Here is a 17,475-nt window from a genome sequence, read left to right as displayed (position 1 = left end):
CTAGTCAATAAAATAAAAAAATCTACCAAAATAATACATGGAAAAAATCATAGAAACTTTAAAATCCGGCGGAACAATCCTCTATCCAACCGACACGATCTGGGGAATCGGTTGCGATGCGACCAATATTGACGCCATCAATAAAATTTTCGAAATCAAAAATCGCGAGAAAAACAAATCGATGATTATCTTGGTAGAATCTGCAAAACGCCTCGAGGACTTGGTTGATGTTCCCGAAATGGCTTGGGAAATTATGGATCTATCGGAAAAACCAGTGACTTTAATTTATGATAATCCGAAAGGTTTACCGAAAGAGATATTAGCTGAAGACGGAAGTATTGGAATTCGCTTGGTCGATGATTTATTTTTAAAGAAAATAATCACCAAATTAAATAAGCCTTTAGTATCTACCTCAGCAAATTTTAGCGGAGAAAAATCGCCAATGAAATTTTCAGATATCTCTCAGGAAATTATCGACGCTGTAGATTTCGTAGCCGAAGAAAACCATGATAAAGTTTCGGAATATTCCGGATCTTCTGTAATAAGAATTTGGAATGATGGACGAATTAAAGTTCTTCGGGAATAAGTTTTACTGATAAGTTTTTAAAACCACAAAAGTCACAAAAGTTTTATGATTATTAAAGTGAAAATTGCTTCTCTGAAAAATTTAAAAAGGAATTACTCTACTTTTTTTTAAATTCTCGTTCATACAAAGAAATCCAATCTTGCGGAGTTATTTTTTGACACAGCTCAGCGATTAATTCAAACGGAATATCGTCAGCTTTTTTAAAACGAATGCATGACTTTCCCATATCTAATTTTCGGGAACAATATTTCGCATACTCTGCTACAAACCAATTGAGCAGATTCGGTTCGGCGTAAATTCCCATGTGGTACAATGCGATAAAATTCTTCTGAGAAGCCAAATTAATAAAAGGTAAGGGCGTATTTGGAGTGCAATGATAACCGGCTGGATAAGTTTCCAAAGGAATACTCCAGCCAATCATTCCATAGCTGAGTTGCTCCTGAAAACCCTGAGGCAAATTTTGTGAAATAGTTTCATACAATTTTCTAAAAGAAAGACTTCTTTCTTCAGGAACTTGATTAAGATAATCTTCAACAGAATTTGCATCGATTTTCATCAGCTATTTTTTTAAATATTCATCGAAATAGTCGGTTACTTTCTGCATCAAATGCACTCTATCTTTCCCTAAAACATTGTGTTCATGTCCTGGATAAACAAAATAATCCATTTGAACACCGTGATCTACCGCAGCTTTTAAAAAGTTCATGGAATGTTGCCAAACCACAACATTATCTTGCGCTCCGTGAATCATTAATAGATTCCCTTTCAAGTTTTGAACTTTGTCTAAAAGATTAGCTTGTTTGTAACCTTCAGGATTATTTTGTGGCGAATCCATGTATCTTTCGGTGTACATAATTTCATACATATTCCAGTCGATTACTGGTCCACCTGCAACTCCTACTTTAAAAACTTCTGGATTTTTCAACATGAAACTGGTCGTCATAAATCCACCGTAACTCCAACCGTGAATTCCTAATCGGTCGCCATCAACATAAGGCAACGACTTCAAATAAGCAACGCCTTGCAACTGATCTTTCATTTCAGTTTCTCCTGCATTTCTGAAAATAGCTTGTTCAAATTTCAATCCTCGATTCGATGAACCTCTTCCATCCATGGTGAAAACGATATATCCTTTTTGCGCCATAAACTCATACCACAAATTCCCCGAAGCTGGGAAACTGTCCGTCACCAACTGGGCATGTGGACCGTTGTACAAATAAACGATCACCGGATATTTTTTGTTCGCATCGAAATCAGTTGGCAAAATTATTTTCCCAAATAATGGTGTTCCATCATCGGCTTTTAAAGTCACATTTTTAATTTCCGGTCGCTGATAGGTTTTTAAAGGATTTTCTGAAGTCAATACGTTTTTCACTTTTGAAGTATTTGTATTGATGAGATTCACGGTTCTTGGTGTAGTTGCATTGCTGTAGGTATCGTACAAATGATTTCCATCTTTACTCAAAATACCTGAGTGCATTCCAGAACCTTGATCTAACCTTTGGGTTTTAAAATTCGTCCAATCCACTTTATAAAGATGTCTTTCCATCGGTGAAACCTGCGTAGAAGTGTAGAAAATCTCTTTTTTCTTTTCATTAAAACCGAGAATATCCGTTACCAACCAATCTCCTTTGGTCAACTGCGCAATCAAACCTTTGTCAACATTATAATGGAACAGATGATTATATCCTGTTCGCTGACTTTGCCAAATAAAATCCGTTGTTGAATTCGGAAAAAATAATAATTGCTGTTGCGGCTCTACATATTTATCAGATTTTTCCTCAAACAACATTTTCATAAAACTTCCACTAGAAGCATTGTATTGATTCATTTTTAAATCATTCTGATCACGATTTAAAACGCCAACAAAAACTGATTTAGAATCTGGATTCCAAGTAATGACAGTCAGATATTGTTCTGGATCACCTTCGATATTAAGAAAAGTGGTCTTATTGGTTTTAATATCATAAACGCCTAATGTCACATGATGAGAAGGCGTTCCCGCCATCGGATATTTGATGTTTTTATTGACAGCTGGCACAACGCTCCAATCGATGATCGGATAATCCTTCACCATCGACTGATCCATTCTGTAGAACGCAATTTTAGAGTTATCTGGGGAAATAAAAATTCCTTTTGTAATCCCAAACTCCCGCTGATGAACTGCTTGACCGTTCAGAATATCTTCGTTGGAATCATTGGTAATTTGAGTTACTTTTCCGTTTTTATTAAAGTAAAGATTATTTTTAATGGTATAAGCAAAACCTTGATTATCACTGAACGCTTCCGTGTTTTCAGCTTCTTTAACTAAAACTATTCCTTCTTTAATTTTCCATTCTTTACCAGAACGTTCGATCCAAAAGTTTTGTGAATTCTGAGTGAAATAGCCTTTGTCTTTATTTACGAAAGTAATTCTCGGAAAAGATTTTAATTTTTTATCTAAAGATAACGTCGTATTCAATTGATGCAAAGAAACCAAAGTATCTTGTTTCTGAGTTGAAAGTTCGGTTACCAAATAACCATTTTTTGTAGCTTGATAGTAGGATTTGCCATCATCAGCCCAAGAAAATTGAGAAATATTTTTGATCGCAAGATTGCTTCTTAAACCGTTTACCGCTTCAGCAATCGTAAATTTTTGAGTTTGAGCAAAGAAAAAACTTCCTGAAAAAAGGAATAGAAAAGAGAGTTTAGATATTTTCATTAGATATAAATAAATATTTTAAGATAGAAAAAGAATCCTTTAAATCAGAGGTTCTAACCTGTATTAAAAGATGGCTAAAATTAATAAATAAAATTGATTTCTTTTAAACCGATTAATTTTCTGGTAAAGTGTACAAATTATTGAATGGATCTAGATCAGATTTTGGTTGATTCCATTTGTATTGATGCGTCCAGTACGCAGCTTTCATCGACAAAACCCCTAAACCTGCACCAAAAAGTACATCTGAAATGTAATGTTTGTTATTGACCATTCTCATTGCACCAACAGTAGTCGCAACGCCATAAGCAACGTACGGCACCCATTTGTGATGTTCACCATATTCGATAGCAAGCATCGTTGCCCCCGCAAAAACATTAGCCGTGTGACCAGACGGAAAAGAATAGGCAGTTCCATCTGGACGCGTTTCCTTTAAAGATTTTTTTAGAATATAAACCAAACCCAGATTGACCAATTGCCCTTTAACTAAAATTGCAGTTCGATTTTTATAATCCGTTCTAGGTTTCATGCCAGCGATTTCAAATCCATAAATTGCCACAAATGGAAAAAACTGAGCGTAATCGTCCAAGTGATTTTCAAAACCGAAAAGATGTTCGTTTCGCTCTTCTGCAATTTCATTTTTCAGAGATTCTTTTCCGCTTCCATCTACAATAATTCCGGAAATCAATAATCCAGCAGGAACATACAATTTTTTATATTGAAAATCGAACTGCTGATTTTCAATTTTTAGCGAATCTTTTTGTTGAGCAAAATTCAGACTCATAAAAAAGAAGGACCATAGGAAGGCAATAAAATTTTTCATAGGGCGTAACAAATATAAAAATTAATCCTTTCTTAACCTACATCAATGTTTATCTATTTGTCCTGCAATACCTTTGTAGTATTAAAATAATAAAAAACATTAAATTTATACTTATGGCAACACAATGGAATTTAGATCAAAGTCACAGCGAAATTACTTTTAAAGTAAGACACATGATGATTTCTAATGTTAAAGGATCGTTCACCAACTTCACAGCAGAAATGCAGGCAGAAGATGACACTTTTAAAAACGCAAAAATTAATGCAACCATTCAAACTGATTCTATCAGTACGAACAGTGCAGATCGAGATGCACATTTGAAAGGAGAAGAATTTTTCAATGTAGAAGCAAATCCGCAAATTACTTTTGAAACTGATTCTTTAAATAACGAAATCACTGGTCACTTGACGATGAATGGCTTTACAAAACCAATTCAACTTGATGTTGATTTCGGTGGAATCAATGTTGATCCGTGGGGACAAACCAAAGCAGGTTTTTCTTTTGAAGGAAAAATTAAAAGAAGTGAGTTCGGTTTAAACTGGAACGCAGCTCTCGAAACAGGTGGCGTTATGGTTTCCGACGACGTAAAAATCGCAGGAGAACTGCAGTTTGTGAAAGCATAATTTCGCTTCCAATAAAAAAGTAGAGTTCACCTTATACGGTGAACTTTTTTCTTAAAAAAAATTAAATGAATATCAACGACTTATCTAAGATTTCCGATAGCTTTCAACGAACCGAAAAAATGCCGGTTCTTTTTCTAGGACATGGCTCGCCCATGAATGCTATTGAAGAAAACGAGTTTGTAAACGGCTTTCGAAACATTTCTAAAGAAATCCCGACACCCAACGCCATTCTCTGCATTTCAGCCCATTGGTTGACCCACGGAACTTTTGTTACCGCGATGAATATGCCGAGAACCATACATGACTTTGGCGGTTTCCCCAAAGAACTTTTTGAGGTACAATACCCGGCAAAAGGAAGTCCGGAGTTGGCAAAGAAAACGGTAGAATTACTGGGTCAAAATGTAGCAGAAGAAGACCATAACTGGGGATTAGATCACGGCGCATGGAGCGTGATCAAACACCTTTACCCCAATGCAGATATTCCCGTGATTCAATTAAGTATTGATTATACAAAACCTCCACAATATCATTTTGACCTGGCGCAAAAACTTTCAAAATTAAGAGAAAAAGGGATTTTAATTATCGGAAGTGGAAATATCATCCATAATCTAAGATTGGTAGATTTCAGGAATATTGATACCGTAGGTTACGGTTATGATTGGGCAATTGAAGCACGCGAAAAAACCAATAATTGGATTCTCGACGGTAATTTTCAGAATTTAATCCATTACCAAAAAAAGGGAACATTTTTGCAAACTGCTGTACCAACCCCCGATCATTATCTGCCTTTAATTTATTCTTTAGGTTTAAAGGAAAAATCAGAAAACCTGTCATTATTCAATGATGAATTAATTGGCGGAAGCCTGAGTATGACGAGTGTAAGGATTGGTTAAAATAAAAAAAATACATAAAATTAGTTCTGAACATTCTTATTTTAGGAAATTCAGAAAAAATACCAGAAATTAGGATTGTACATTTTTAATATTTTTTTAGTGCATTTTTTATCTGTAACGGTTAACTCTACCAAATCGATCACCTGTTCCATGGAAAAATCGAAAGTACCTGCTTTTTCATTTGAAAATTTTTTAAATCCATTTCTGTAGTGAACCGTCCATTGGTAATTAAAATTATTTACGGGCGCAATTGCTTCAAAAGCCACCGATTTATCAGAAACTCTAACTTCCTTAAACGAATCGATTTCAATGGTACATTTCTGCGCATTGGCATCCGTAGCTACTGATAATGGCGCAATAATTTCAATCGATTTTTCACACTTAAAAGTTCCGGCTGCGGTTTTTATTTCTAATAACAAAACAGATTTTCCGGGAACTGAACCTCGTACGGTAAGAGAATTTTGATGGAGTTCACTTTGAGGAATCATTTTTTGATCCAAATAAATCCATTCATAATTACTAGCCGCAAAATCTTTCGAAACTTCCCCACTGTAAGTTTGCCTTTCTCCAACTTGAACTTGATCAGCTCCAATAATCGTGCATTGGGAAATTCCAAAACTGAAATTCAGAACTGCGAGCAGTAATAAAAGTTTCTTCATATCGAATATTATTTTTGTTTTATTATTAATTTGATAGTGGAGGTGGCGACTGTGTAAATCCTTCTTTTTCCAGTTGATCAGTAATTTTCTTTGCGATCTCAAAGCCCCATTTCTGTCCAATAGCTTGACTTTCCTTCACAATCAAAGGCATATTTGAAATCATTTTTTTACCTAGAGGAGATTTGTAAAATAATAAAAGTTCCTTAATTTCGTCTTCTGTATAAAACTTTTCAAACAAGGTAGCAGTCTGTTCAATAAGACTATGGGTATTAATTTCAGCTTCCATTTTTTTCCAAAATGAATCCTTTACTTTTGGATATGATTTTTTAAACTGATTTAAAAACTGACTTTTCATATCGGTAGACATGAAACTCAGTCCGCTTAAACTAATAATTTCTTTAACATTTTCACTCTTGCTTTGAGAAAATCCCAAAACTGAGAAAAGAAATAAAGACGCAGTTAATATATTTTTCATTTTATTTTTTAAAACTTAAAATTAAACCTGAATCACTCCTAAATTAAATTTCTCTGTAATTGGCGCATGATTCGCTGCTTCGATTCCCATAGAAATCCATTTTCTGGTGTCTATTGGATTGATGATAGCATCGGTCCATAATCTCGCAGCAGCATAAGTGGGTTGGGTTTGTTTCTGATATTTTTTCGAAATGGTATCTAAAATGTCCTGCTCTTCTTCTGCCGAGATTTCCTTTCCTTGTTTCTTTAATGTAGAAGTTTGAATCTGAGCCAAGACTTTCGCAGCCTGACTTCCACCCATTACGGCTAAATCAGCCCAGGGCCAGGCAACAATTAATCGTGGATCATACGCTTTTCCGCACATGGCATAATTTCCAGCACCATAAGAATTCCCTGTTATGACAGTAAATTTCGGCACTACGGAATTAGAAACGGCATTCACCATTTTCGCTCCGTCTTTGATAATTCCACCCTGCTCCGATTTTGAACCGACCATAAATCCGGTAACATCCTGTAAAAATAGCAGTGGGATTTTCCTTTGATTACAGTTTGCAATAAATCTGGTCGATTTATCAGCGGAGTCAGAATAAATAACGCCACCAAACTGCATCTCACCTTTTCCGTTTTTCACTAATTTTCTTTGATTAGCTACAATTCCGACGCTCCATCCATCAATTCGGGCGGTCGCGCAAATAATGGTTTTGCCGTAATCTCCTTTGTATTCTTCGAATTCAGAATTATCAACCAAAGATTTAATAATATCAAAAGTATCATATTGCTCCGCTCTCGAAATAGGCATGTATCCGAAAATATCTTCTATTTTCTGTTTTGGTGGGAAACTTTCAGTTCTATCGAAACCGGCTTTCTCGTAATCACCGATCGATTTCATAATGTTTTTAATTCGATCTAAAGCATCTTTATCATCTTTGGCTTTATAATCAGTAACGCCTGAAATTTCACAATGCATCGTCGCACCACCTAAACTTTCATTATCAATGGTTTCTCCAATGGCAGCTTTTACCAAATAACTTCCAGCTAAAAAGATTGATCCTGTTTTATCCACAATCATCGCTTCGTCACTCATAATTGGCAAATAGGCACCACCGGCAACACAACTTCCCATCACCGCTGAAATCTGAATAATTCCCATAGAACTCATTTTCGCATTGTTACGGAAAATACGTCCGAAGTGTTCTTTATCCGGAAAAATCTCGTCCTGCATCGGTAAAAAAACACCTGCAGAATCAACCAGATAAATAATTGGTAATCTATTTTCCATGGAGATTTCCTGCGCACGAAGATTCTTTTTAGCAGTGATCGGAAACCAAGCACCTGCTTTCACAGAGGCATCATTGGCAACGACCAAACATTGCTTACCAGAAACATAACCCATCTTCACTACGACTCCTGCACTTGGGCAACCGCCGTGTTCTTCATACATTTCATACCCCGCAAAAGCACCAATTTCAATAGCATCAGAATTTTTATCAAGAAGATAATCAATTCGTTCACGAGCCGTTAACTTCCCTTCATCTCTTTGTTTCTGCAAACGTTGCTCACCACCTCCTTTCTTGATTTCAGAAAGTACACTGTTGATTGCGCCAAGCTTTAATTTATTTTGATCTTCTCTTTTATTAAATTCTAAATCCATACGTGAAAAAAATTTTCTTAAAGGTAAGATTTTTTCAAATAATACCTTCAGCGCGATGCATTAGCATTAATGATTTGAAAGACAGAAAATTATTTATTTATATTAAATAGAATCAGTCAAAATAAAAGGACGATAACCACGTTACAATTCGAAGGAAATTATTCCTAGTTTATTTTTTTAGTAGTTTATTATTTGGAGACCCTGAAAGTTACAACAGTTTTCAGGGTTTTTTTTATTGGGAAAACCGACCGTAAATTATCCTGAAAATACAAATTGGATTTGTAAATTTGCAAAAGTTAAAAAACATAAATAGTGGTAAAAAACTCTGCTCTTTTCCGACTTCATATGATCGTCTTCCTTTGGGGATTTACCGCAATTTTAGGGAAATTGATCGAGTCCAATGCGCAAGCGCTAACATTCTATCGAATGCTTTTTGCTGCCATTTTCTTATTTATTTTCATTCGTTTTGTAAAAAAAGAAAGTATTAAAGTTTCTAAAAAACTTTTTATTCAGTTGTCTGCGATTGGTGGATTTATGGCTTTTCACTGGCTTTGTTTCTTTTATTCCATCAAAGTTTCTAACGTTTCAATTGCTTTAAGTTGTCTTTCGCTTTCTACTCTATTTGCTTCCATTTTGGAACCTATTATTTTTAAAAGAAAAGTCGATATTTCAGAGGTAGTCATGGGCGTTGTGATTGTAATTTGTATGGGCTTAATTTTCAAAACTGAATTTCAATATAAAGAGGGAATCTTTTACGGAATACTCACCGCGCTTTTCGGAACTATTTTCTCTGTTTTTAATGGAAAAATATTTGGAAAAACCAGTTCAGGAAACATTATTTTTTACGAAATATTCTCAGGCTTTCTTATTTTAACGGCTTTTTTATTATTGAGTGGTCAAATTTTTCAGATCAATGAAATAAGTACTCGTGATTTAACGTTAGTTATCTTATTAGCTAGTGTTTTTACGGCTTTCCCTATGTTAGAATCAGTCAATTTGATGAAGTATATTTCGCCATTTACTTTGATCCTAACTGTAAATTTAGAACCAGTTTATGGGATTATCCTGGCTTTTTTTATCTTTGGAGAATCAGAGCAGATGAGTCCCATTTTTTATGGCGCATCTTTAATTATGATTTTGGCAATTATCGTTAATGGAATTCTGAAATCACGGAAAAACGCAGCTGCGAAAAAAGTAAACATTTGATGAAAAAATTATTCTTTGCCGCTTTAATAACTTCAGGAGTTTTTTCTGAAGCTCAAATTGTACGTAAATACTCCAATGAATTCCTTAGCATCGGAGCTGGCGCAAGAGGTCTTGCAATGGGTGGCGCGGTAATTTCTAATCAAAATGATGTGTATTCGCCCATGTGGAATCCTGCAGGATTAATCGGTGTTGACCGTGACTGGCAAGGCGCTGCGATGCATGCTGAATATTTTGAATCGATTGCAAAATATGACTATATTGCTTATGCAAAACCTTTGGACGGCAGTGGCGTTTTTGCAATTTCTATCGTTCGACTTGGTGTTGATAATATTTTAAATACGACGCAATTAATAGATCCTGAAGGAAATATTGATTACGATAAAATTACCAGTTTTTCTCAATCCGATTATGCCGCTTTGATTTCGTACGCCTTTAATCCGGGTGGAAATCAGAAATTAGACGTTGGGGTCAACGCGAAACTTGTTTACCGAAATGTAGGAAAGTTTGCAAGTGGTTACGGTTTTGGATTTGACATCGGAGCGATTTATCACTCAGACAATGGCTGGAATTACGGTGCGGTGATGAAAGATGTGACAACAACAGTTAACTTCTGGACCGTCAATCAAAAAGAACTTTCGGCGGTGGTGAATGGCGAGGAATTCAATCCCGCTCCGAAAGATAAACTGGAGCTAACGATGCCTAAATTAAATTTAGGCATGAGTCGTAATTTCGAAATTAATCGTGATTTAGAATTGATGCCAGAAGTTGGGATCAATGTTGATTTTGCAAAAACGGCTGCACTTATTTCTACCGATTTTGCAAGTATCACGCCTTACGCAGGCGCCGAACTTAAATTTCAGGATATGATTTTTGTCAGAGTTGGTTTAAATAGATTTCAAAATATCACTGATATAGAAAATTTAAAACGTAAAGTTTCTTTTCAGCCCAGTGCAGGAATTGGAGTCAAATACCAAGGCTTAACATTGGATTACGCGATTACCAATTCTGGAATCGGTGGCTCTAATTTTTACTCTAATTTCTTTTCTTTGAAATTGGATATGGGTGATTTCAGGAATTAATATTTGTCTTAAAACTTGATGTAAACCACAAAGTCACAAAGGTTTATTTGTGTCTTATCAATATGTTTCCTTGCACATTAGCCATACTGATTAAAATTTTTTCAGTAAAGAGTTCATATTCGTTTAGCGTAACGCAATTTCCGAAGGAAATCTTAATGATCTTAATTTCTTCATAAATCTTAATGGTTAAAATTTTCCCGAATCTTCTATTCAATAATTTCTCGCAGATTTTGCAGATGTCGCAGATTTTCTTGTTGACAAAAGCCACGAAATTTTCCGTGGCTTTGCATTTATTTTTAATTAAAAACTCTATGCTCCGTAAGGAATCCAGATATTTTTAATTTCTGTCGCATGTCTCAAAAATTCCTGACCTTCACCATGTTTTGGATTCAACCAGTTTCTGTATTTACCGAAATTTACCCAGGAACGTTTCATCGAATCCGTAGATAATAATTCGATATTCTTGCTTCCTTCAGCAGTTCCGAAATACCAAATTCCTTCTACATTATAATGTTTGGCGAGTTCGTTGGCTAATTCTTCTTTTGGTCCCGTTACTATATTTACCGTTCCGGCAGGAACGTCGGAAGTTTCTAAGATCTGATAAAAATCGGTTGCCGAGAAAGGATGTTTTTCAGATGGAATTACCACTACTCTATTTCCCATAGCGATCGCCGGAATCACCGTAGAAATAAATCCTAACAAAGGATTCTCTTCCGGACAGATAATTGCCATAACGCCAATTGCTTCCGGCATTGCCAAAGTCACCATTCTTTGAACGGTAGAATGCGCTGCACCATCGTATTTGTCGGCGTAAGCTGCGTACGTATAAATTCTTTCGATTGATCTTTCAACCTCATCTTGCGCAGATTCTAAAGATTGATTCGTCATTTCCACAATTCTTTGTGCAAATTCTTCTGAGCGGATTGCTAAATTTTCTGCGATATAATAAAGAACTTGTGCTCTTGAATGTCCAGTCATTCCGCCCCAGGATTTTTCTGCGTGGGCTGCTTCAACGGCATTTCTGATATCTTTTCTGTTTCCTTCTGAAACTTCACCGATATATTCACCAAAAGCATTTTTGATCTCGGTACTGTAACCACCATCTGGACGAGCCTGTTTTCCACCAACGTACATTTTTGTGGTACGATCGATCTCTGCTAAAGTATTTTTTGATTTTTTAGCCTCATTTGGTTTTTCAGTTTTCGGTACAATTGGTTTCGAAGTAAATTCGGCTTCCACTTTTGGTTTCATATATTCATACAAACCTTCTTTTCCGCCTTCTCTTCCGAAACCGGATTCTCTATAACCACCAAAACCTGCCGCAGCATCAAACTGATTCGTACAGTTGATCCAAACGCTTCCTGCTTTGATTTTCGGTGCAATATCTAAAGCCAAATTAATGTTTTCTGTCCAGACACTTGAAGCCAAACCATATCTTGTATTATTCGCCAAAGCCACGGCCTCAGAATGCGAACGGAAAGTCATGGCGACTAAAACTGGTCCGAAAATTTCTTCCTGCGCAATAACAGCGCTTGTCGGAACATCAGTAAATAATGTTGGTGGATAAAACCAACCATTTTCCGGAACGCCATTTTTCGATTGGTAGATCGTACAACCTTCATCGATTCCGATCTGAACCATCTCTTTAATGGTTTTTAATTGAACAGGATCAACGATAGAACCCATATCAACTGCTTTGTCCATTGGATCGCCGATGCGTAAAGTTTCCATTCTTGCGCGAAGTTTTTTGTAAAACACTTCAGAAACTGATTCCTGAATTAACAGTCGGGAACCGGCACAACAAACCTGTCCTTGATTGAACCAGATCGCATCTACGATTCCTTCTACTGCGGAATCTAAATCAGCATCCTCGAAAACGATGAACGGCGATTTTCCTCCTAATTCCAGTGATATTTTTTTACCTGTTCCGGCAATATTTGTTCTTAAAATTTTACCCACTTTGGTAGAGCCAGTAAACGCTACTTTCTGAATGTCTTTATGATTGACCAAAGCATTTCCGGCAACGGTTCCTTTTCCGGTTACGATGTTGACAACTCCTTTTGGAAGGCCAACTTTCTCACAGATCTCTGCAAAAAGCAAAGCGGTCAATGAAGTATATTCTGCTGGTTTTAAAACCACCGTATTTCCCATTGCTAAAGCTGGAGCGACTTTCCAGGAAAGCATCATCAATGGGAAATTCCACGGAATGATCTGTCCGACCACACCGACTTCCTGATAATCTCTAAATTCGGTATCCATCAGTTTTGCCCAACCAGCATGATGATAGAAATGTCTGGCTACAATTGGAATATCAATATCTCGGGTTTCACGAATTGGTTTTCCATTGTCTAATGTCTCCAAAACTGCAAACAATCTCGAATGTTTTTGAATTTGTCTTGCGATGGCGTACAAATATTTCGCCCGTTCGAATCCACCGATTGCTGCCCATTCCGCTAGCGCTTTGTTGGCAGCTTTCACTGCTTTGTCAACATCGGTTTCGTCGGCTTCGGCAATTTTGGCTAAAAATTCTTTGTTGGAAGGATTGTTGGAATCCATGTATGTTTTGGAATGCGGTTTTACCCATTCTCCGCCAATAAATAAGTCGAAATTTCTGTTATGATTTTCTAAAAATTCCACAGCAGAAGCTGCGCTTTCTGGAGCGGGACCGTAAACCATGGTGTCGTATATTTCTTTGATTTCCATTTTTGATGAGGTGTTGATGTGATGATTTGGTGATGTGCTGATTAACCACAAAAGTCACAAAAGTTTTTATTTTTTTAAGGTTTCCAAAGAGCAAAAAAGTGATGCGCATTTACTCTGTTAAAAATCTAACTACTTGTTTTTATAATCCTGTTTCAATTCTTGGCTCCCAGTTGCGCCCCGACCTGAGTGGAGCTCTTTTTGCGCAACGAAGTGGAGCAAAAAAGCGGGAACGGAGGGCGGAAAAAGGCGCCCATACTTCGACAAGCTCAGTATGACAATTATGCCATCGGATGTCTGAACCCGGCGCTATATCTTCCGGTTACGAAATGTTCTAACTGTCGTTCGATGTCGCCCAACAGTGAACTTGCACCGAATCTGAACAAATCGGGAGTCAACCAGTCGTTGCCCAATTCTTCTTTTAATAAGATCAAATAATCGAGTGCCTGTTTTGCTTTTTGAATTCCGCCAGCTGGCTTGTAACCGATCTTCACGCCGGTTAATTCGTAATAATCACGAATACAACGCATCATCACTAAACTCACAGCTAAAGTTGCGTTCACCGATTCTTTCCCAGTAGAAGTTTTAATAAAATCTGATCCTGCCATCATCGCGACCCAAGATGCTTTTGCTACCTTGGTGTATGTTGGAATTTCGCCTGTTGCGAGAATCGTTTTCATATGAGCGTCACCACAAGCTTGTCTGCACAATTTGATCTCATCGTACAATTCCTGCCATTTTGATTCTAAAACCAAATCACGGGAAATAACGATATCGATCTCTGTTGCTCCGGCAACCACTGATTTTTTGATCTCTGTAATCTTATCTTCGAGGGAAATTTTACCTGCGGGAAATCCTGTAGAAACTGCAGCGATTGGAATCGAAGTTCCTTTCAAAGCTTCTTTGGCGTAGGGAATTAAATTGTGATAAACACAAACTGCTCCGGTTGTCAAATTGGCGTTTTCCATTCCTAAGATTTGCAATAGATCTGCACGGACGGGATTTTTCGCTTTTTCACAAAGTCGCATTACGTTGCCGCGCGTGTCGTCGCCTGCCAAAGTGGTGAGGTCAATCATTGAAATTGCTTTGAGTAACCAAGCTGCCTGAAATTCTTTTTTCACACTCCTACGTCCGCCTAAAGTTGCGACCCGTTTTTCAACTGCACTGCGATTGATATTGATTGCGTCGAAATATTTGGTATTAAAAGGCAACAGTTCATTGTGATTTTGCATAGGAATTGTATGTTCTTTTTCTAATGTTTTTTGCATGAATAACGATATTTAATTAGAAAATATATTTATAAATTAAGAAATGTAAATTTAACCATTTATCTGCGAATCAAGGGTGCATTTGTGGAAATTGTTAACTCATGTCTTTAAGCGAAAAAGTACACTTCCTGAGAAATGTACTTTTATAAATGCTTTATGATTGTCTTTTCTTAAACTTTCAATTGTCTGCTGATGCTTTGTTCTAAAGAGATAAAAGTTTCGGTTCTGGTAACTCCTTTTAGCTTTTGAATTTTATTTAAAATCTCCATCAAATGATCATTGTCTTTACATAATACTTTAAGAAAAATAGTATAATCACCGGTCGTATAATGGGCTTCTACCACTTCATTAATATCTTTCAAGGCTTTTATCGCATCTTGATAATGACTTGGTTGTTCCAGAAAAACGCCGATGTAAGACACCACTTTGTACCCTATTTTTCGAGGATTCAAAAACGAAATGGAATTTTCCATGACGCCTGCATTTTCTAATTTTTTAATTCTTTGATGTACGGCTGTAGTTGAGATCCCCACATTTTTGGATATTTGTGCTAAAGAAGTTTTTGCATTATCCATCAACATATAAATGATCTCCTTATCTATTTTATCTAAATGGTATTCGGCATTAATGGCATTTTTCATTTTAAATAATTTTTTCTGTTAAATTACTAATTCAATACTCTGCTACTCCTTTTTTAGAAATGTGGTCAAAATCGGAAAGTGATCACTATAACCACCCAAATATCTTGTTCCAGCATAAGTTCTGAAAGGTCGCCCTTCAAATTTCTTATCCCAGTTGCTTAATTTTTCATGATTGAAAACTTTAGCTTCCTTAAATATTAATGGGCTATTCGCATTAAAAAAACTTGCAGATAAAATCATTTGGTCAAAAAGTAAGCCACTTTTATAATGAAATGTAGAAAATTTTCCGTTTTTAAACAGATCAGCGGATGGATTAGTCAGAATTTTGTTGAAATCTCCATCATAGATAAAATTGGCTATCATTTCTTCATCCGGATTTTCGTTAAAATCACCACAGATAATTACGCCTTCATCTTTGGTAGAAATTAAGTCAACTACTTTCTGGTGTAAATCTTTAAGAATATATTCCCGCTTCGGTTTGTTAACATCTTTTTCCCTTTTAGATGGCAAATGAAGAACAAAAATATTCATGATGGTTTCCAAATATTTCACCTTGCAAAAAAGCACATCTCTGGTCGTGTCATAATATTCGGAATCTTTATTTTCTATCGCAAAAAGATAGGAGATGGGCTCAGAAGAGATAATTTCAATTTTACTTTTGTCATAAAGCAGTGCTACATCTACGCCTCTTTCATCCATCGATTCGTAATGGACAATTCCGTAAGTAGCATTGAAAGGTTCTAATTTAATCAAATCTTCCAGCGGTTGCCTGCCCTGAACTTCAGATACTCCAATCAACATGGGTAACGACTTTTCACTTTCCAATATTAATTGAAAAACCTGTGCAATTTTGAGAAGTTTGTTCTGGTACTTTCTATCGTCCCAGTTTTGCATTCCAGAAAACGCTGGATCTAATTTATGTTTACGCGGAACGTCCGGACTAAATAAATTTTCTACATTGTAGAAGGCAACTAATTCCTTATCGTTCATATTTTCCATTTAAAAAAATTAACAGCTTTTTCATTATGGTAAACTTAGCAAAAACAATTAGCTATGTTCGTAATTAATTTAAAATATCTGGTCTTTTTTCTAAAGTAATCTTAACTGCCTGATCGTGTTGCCATTCCTCTATTTTCTTTGAATTACCGCTGAGTAAAATTTCAGGAACTGCGAGTCCCTTATACTCCGCAGGTCTTGTATAAATCGGTGGTGAGAGTAAATTGTCCTGAAAACTATCGGTTAAAGCAGATTGCTCATCATTGAGAACGCCGGGTAACAGGCGAATAATGGAGTCCGCCAATACGCAAGCTGCCAATTCTCCGCCAGTGAGCACATAGTCGCCAATAGAAATTTCTTTGGTAATATGAAGTTCCCGAACTCTTTGATCAATTCCTTTATAATGGCCACACAAAAAAATAAGATTTCCTTTAATAGAAAGTGTGTTCGCAATTTTCTGCGTCAATGTTTCGCCGTCAGGAGTTAAGTAGATGATTTCGTCGTAAGTTCTTTGGGATTTCAATTCGGAGATGCATTTATCAATCGGTTCGATCATCATAATCATTCCTGCGCCGCCACCATAAGGCTCATCATCAATCTGTCGATGTTTTCCGATGCTCCAGTCTCTTAACTGGTGAAAGTGTACTTCTGCTAAACCTTTCTGCATTGCTCTTTTCAGAATTGAAGTTTGAAATGGACTTTCCATCAATTCTGGCAAGACACTTATAATATCTATTCTCATTGTTCGGTATTGTTCTTTTTATTAGGAATGATGATTAATCTTAGAGACGAGTCTTTGTTAATATAGCTCCACATCCAGTTGAAGAAAATGGCTAATTTATTTCGAACACTCAAAATTAACATTAAGTGTAAAAACATCCAAAAGTACCAGGCCAATAATCCCTGGAATTTAAAATTAGGCAAATCGACTACTGCTCTGTGTTTTCCTATTGTTGCTAAACTTCCTTGGTCATTGTATTCGTATTCCGTCCAATCTTTTTCAGATTTTTTCAGGAAATTTCGTCCTACATTCTTACCTTGATTGATAGCGACATTCGCAACTTGCGGATGCCCGGTATGATATTTAGGAGTTTCCATATAAGCGATATCTCCAATGGCGAAAATATTATCGTAGCCAAGAATTCGATTATAACGGTCGGTTTTAAATCTATTTCTAA

Annotated in this window: 17 protein-coding genes; 5 read left to right on the top strand and 12 right to left on the bottom strand. The window is 36.3% G+C overall.

Translation table 11 applies throughout. The features are described 5' to 3' along the window. The first annotated feature begins 37 nt into the window (after nucleotides 1–37). The gene (locus tag ACEYOS_RS11020) at nucleotides 38–586 is read left to right on the top strand and encodes an L-threonylcarbamoyladenylate synthase (protein ID WP_373707827.1); all 549 of its coding nucleotides are present in this window, start codon (nucleotides 38–40) and stop codon (nucleotides 584–586) included. 97 nt (nucleotides 587–683) lie between these two features. Here the strand turns inward: ACEYOS_RS11020 and ACEYOS_RS11015 are convergent, their stop codons facing one another. From ACEYOS_RS11015 to ACEYOS_RS11005, 3 genes are all read right to left on the bottom strand, one after another. Then, nucleotides 684–1,142 (bottom strand): DUF1801 domain-containing protein, encoded by a 459-nt coding sequence (locus ACEYOS_RS11015; RefSeq protein WP_373707828.1) that lies wholly within the window; start codon nucleotides 1,140–1,142, stop codon nucleotides 684–686. Nucleotides 1,143–1,145: 3 nt separating this feature from the next. Then, the gene (locus ACEYOS_RS11010) at nucleotides 1,146–3,287 is read right to left on the bottom strand and encodes a DPP IV N-terminal domain-containing protein (protein WP_373707829.1); all 2,142 of its coding nucleotides are present in this window, start codon (nucleotides 3,285–3,287) and stop codon (nucleotides 1,146–1,148) included. A gap of 112 nt (nucleotides 3,288–3,399) precedes the next feature. Beyond that, nucleotides 3,400–4,107 carry a phosphatase PAP2 family protein gene (locus ACEYOS_RS11005; protein ID WP_373707830.1) on the bottom strand — a complete coding sequence of 236 codons (708 nt, stop codon included), beginning with the start codon at nucleotides 4,105–4,107 and terminating at the stop codon, nucleotides 3,400–3,402. A gap of 113 nt (nucleotides 4,108–4,220) precedes the next feature. Between ACEYOS_RS11005 and ACEYOS_RS11000 the strand changes: the two genes are divergently transcribed. Both ACEYOS_RS11000 and ygiD read left to right on the top strand, forming a co-directional pair. Next, entirely contained in the window at nucleotides 4,221–4,730 is a 510-nt protein-coding gene (locus ACEYOS_RS11000) for a YceI family protein (RefSeq protein ID WP_373707831.1), read from the top strand. Nucleotides 4,731–4,795: 65 nt separating this feature from the next. Beyond that, nucleotides 4,796–5,623 carry a 4,5-DOPA dioxygenase extradiol gene (gene ygiD / locus ACEYOS_RS10995; protein ID WP_305518863.1) on the top strand — a complete coding sequence of 276 codons (828 nt, stop codon included), beginning with the start codon at nucleotides 4,796–4,798 and terminating at the stop codon, nucleotides 5,621–5,623. 50 nt (nucleotides 5,624–5,673) lie between these two features. Here the strand turns inward: ygiD and ACEYOS_RS10990 are convergent, their stop codons facing one another. From ACEYOS_RS10990 to ACEYOS_RS10980, 3 genes are read right to left on the bottom strand one after another with little or no spacing between them, the layout of a single operon-like run. After that, nucleotides 5,674–6,282 (bottom strand): hypothetical protein, encoded by a 609-nt coding sequence (locus ACEYOS_RS10990; protein ID WP_373707832.1) that lies wholly within the window; start codon nucleotides 6,280–6,282, stop codon nucleotides 5,674–5,676. Nucleotides 6,283–6,307: 25 nt separating this feature from the next. Then, on the bottom strand, nucleotides 6,308–6,757 hold the full coding sequence (locus tag ACEYOS_RS10985) for a DUF2059 domain-containing protein (RefSeq protein ID WP_373707833.1): 450 nt from the start codon (nucleotides 6,755–6,757) through the stop codon (nucleotides 6,308–6,310). A gap of 21 nt (nucleotides 6,758–6,778) precedes the next feature. Then, a complete protein-coding gene (locus ACEYOS_RS10980) occupies nucleotides 6,779–8,407 on the bottom strand; it encodes an acyl-CoA carboxylase subunit beta (RefSeq protein ID WP_373707834.1) in 1,629 nt (542 codons plus the stop codon). A 345-nt stretch (nucleotides 8,408–8,752) separates the two neighbouring features. Here ACEYOS_RS10980 and ACEYOS_RS10975 point away from each other — a divergent pair, with 345 nt between their 5' ends. Continuing rightward, complete coding sequence (locus ACEYOS_RS10975) at nucleotides 8,753–9,613, top strand: DMT family transporter (RefSeq protein WP_373707879.1); 861 nt, start codon at nucleotides 8,753–8,755, stop codon at nucleotides 9,611–9,613. Further along, nucleotides 9,613–10,692 carry a PorV/PorQ family protein gene (locus ACEYOS_RS10970; RefSeq protein WP_373707835.1) on the top strand — a complete coding sequence of 360 codons (1,080 nt, stop codon included), beginning with the start codon at nucleotides 9,613–9,615 and terminating at the stop codon, nucleotides 10,690–10,692. Before ACEYOS_RS10975 ends, ACEYOS_RS10970 begins: the two co-directional genes overlap by 1 nt. Before the next feature lie 309 nt (nucleotides 10,693–11,001). On the opposite strand, the gene ACEYOS_RS10965 is transcribed toward ACEYOS_RS10970, so the two are convergent. The 6 genes from ACEYOS_RS10965 to ACEYOS_RS10940 all read right to left on the bottom strand — a co-directional run. Beyond that, a complete protein-coding gene (locus ACEYOS_RS10965) occupies nucleotides 11,002–13,395 on the bottom strand; it encodes an aldehyde dehydrogenase family protein (protein ID WP_373707836.1) in 2,394 nt (797 codons plus the stop codon). A gap of 278 nt (nucleotides 13,396–13,673) precedes the next feature. Continuing rightward, the gene (gene deoC, locus ACEYOS_RS10960; RefSeq protein ID WP_373707837.1) at nucleotides 13,674–14,660 is read right to left on the bottom strand and encodes a deoxyribose-phosphate aldolase; all 987 of its coding nucleotides are present in this window, start codon (nucleotides 14,658–14,660) and stop codon (nucleotides 13,674–13,676) included. 170 nt (nucleotides 14,661–14,830) lie between these two features. Continuing rightward, nucleotides 14,831–15,301, bottom strand: coding sequence for an Lrp/AsnC family transcriptional regulator (locus tag ACEYOS_RS10955; RefSeq protein ID WP_373707838.1), 471 nt, complete (start codon nucleotides 15,299–15,301; stop codon nucleotides 14,831–14,833). 42 nt (nucleotides 15,302–15,343) lie between these two features. Continuing rightward, nucleotides 15,344–16,291, bottom strand: coding sequence for an endonuclease (locus ACEYOS_RS10950; protein ID WP_373707839.1), 948 nt, complete (start codon nucleotides 16,289–16,291; stop codon nucleotides 15,344–15,346). Nucleotides 16,292–16,364: 73 nt separating this feature from the next. Next, on the bottom strand, nucleotides 16,365–17,039 hold the full coding sequence (gene trmD, locus ACEYOS_RS10945) for a tRNA (guanosine(37)-N1)-methyltransferase TrmD (RefSeq protein ID WP_373707840.1): 675 nt from the start codon (nucleotides 17,037–17,039) through the stop codon (nucleotides 16,365–16,367). Beyond that, nucleotides 17,036–17,475 (bottom strand): NAD(P)/FAD-dependent oxidoreductase (locus ACEYOS_RS10940; RefSeq protein ID WP_373797574.1); only part of this gene is annotated, 440 nt, incomplete at its 5' end. The genes ACEYOS_RS10940 and trmD, both read right to left, overlap by 4 nt.

It is taken from the genome of Kaistella sp., assembly GCF_041824135.1.
Lineage (GTDB): Bacteria > Bacteroidota > Bacteroidia > Flavobacteriales > Weeksellaceae > Kaistella.
This window is presented reverse-complemented; position numbering and strand designations above follow the sequence as displayed.